We start from the raw sequence: 638 nt of genomic DNA on the forward strand, positions 1-638 counted from the left end.
ATAACAACTAGTATTTATTCTATTGAGATAAATCCACATTAACAGTCACCTCCATAAAGATAAGGAGTCACAAGATGAATAACTGGATTAAAGCGAGTATTGCTGCCATCGCGCTTTCTGCAGCAACTTTTCAGGCGGTTGCCGAAGAAGTGGTTAAAGTGGGCATGTCTGGCCGCTACTTCCCATTCACCTTTGTAAAGCAAGACCAACTGCAAGGTTTTGAAGTAGATATGTGGGATGAGATTGGTAAGCGTAATGGCTACAAAGTCGAATACGTAACCGCAAACTTCTCAGGTCTGTTTGGTTTGCTTGAAACGGGTCGCATCGATACCATTTCCAACCAATCACCATGACGGAATGCGCGCAAGCCAAATACCTTTTTGCTGACCCATATGTGGTAGACGGCGCTCAGATCACCGTACGCAAGGGCAATGACAGCATCAAAGGCGTTGCAGACCTTGCAGGTAAAACCGTTGCGGTACTACGTGCATCAATATTGACAGCTATTACGCGATTACGATAAAGACGGCAAAATCAATATCAAGACTTACGATACCGGTATTGAACATGATGTCGCCTTGGGACGCGCCGATGCATTCGTGATGGATCGTCTGTCAGCGCTAGAACTGATCAAGAAA

At 45.1% G+C, this 638-nt stretch carries 1 pseudogene; it reads left to right on the forward strand.

From position 1 onward, the window contains the following. Positions 1-74: 74 nt before the first annotated feature. Positions 75-638: pseudogene (locus CIK04_RS31875) on the forward strand (transporter substrate-binding domain-containing protein); the annotation flags it as partial.

Source organism: Vibrio sp. 03_296, assembly GCF_002265885.1.